The sequence below is a fragment of the Pontibacter sp. HSC-14F20 genome, assembly GCF_019599265.1.
In the GTDB taxonomy this organism is placed as follows: domain Bacteria; phylum Bacteroidota; class Bacteroidia; order Cytophagales; family Hymenobacteraceae; genus Pontibacter.
Map to the genome: position 1 here is coordinate 1 of NZ_JAHZTC010000068.1, position 400 is coordinate 400.

1 protein-coding gene is annotated in these 400 nt (G+C 58.2%); it reads right to left on the reverse strand.

Annotation, left to right across the window (positions count from 1 at the left end; all coding sequences use genetic code 11):
• On the reverse strand, positions 1 to 338 hold a 338-nt coding region (locus K3G39_RS21250), incomplete at its 3' end, for an ATP-binding protein (RefSeq protein WP_255594577.1).
• Positions 339 to 400: the final 62 nt, after the last annotated feature.

Consider the following 400-nt stretch of genomic DNA (forward strand, 5'->3'; position numbering starts at 1 on the left):
GCCAGGAAGCTCTTGCCGCAGCCAGTGGCCCCGCTAATGAGCACGGACTCTGCCTTGGCCAGGTACTCCCCGGTGGCCAGGCCCAGGATCAGCCCCTTGTCCAGCCCCCGCGCAGCCTCCAGCCGCAACTCCTCCACAGAGGCCTGATAGCGGAAGCGGGCATTCCGCTTTAGCTGCTCAAAACGCCGGTCGGATCGGTCTTCTTCCTCGGCCTGTAATAATAGTGCCAGCCCCTCGCTCAAGCTCAGCTCGTGGCTCTTTCGTGTTTCCAGTAGGGCCTGCCAGCTGCGGCTCATGCCATGCAGGCGCAGGCGGGTGAGTTGTGATTCAATCTGCATCATCATACTTTATGGTTTATAGTGGTTTAAAGTGGTTTATAGTGGTTTAAAGGGAAGGCTTG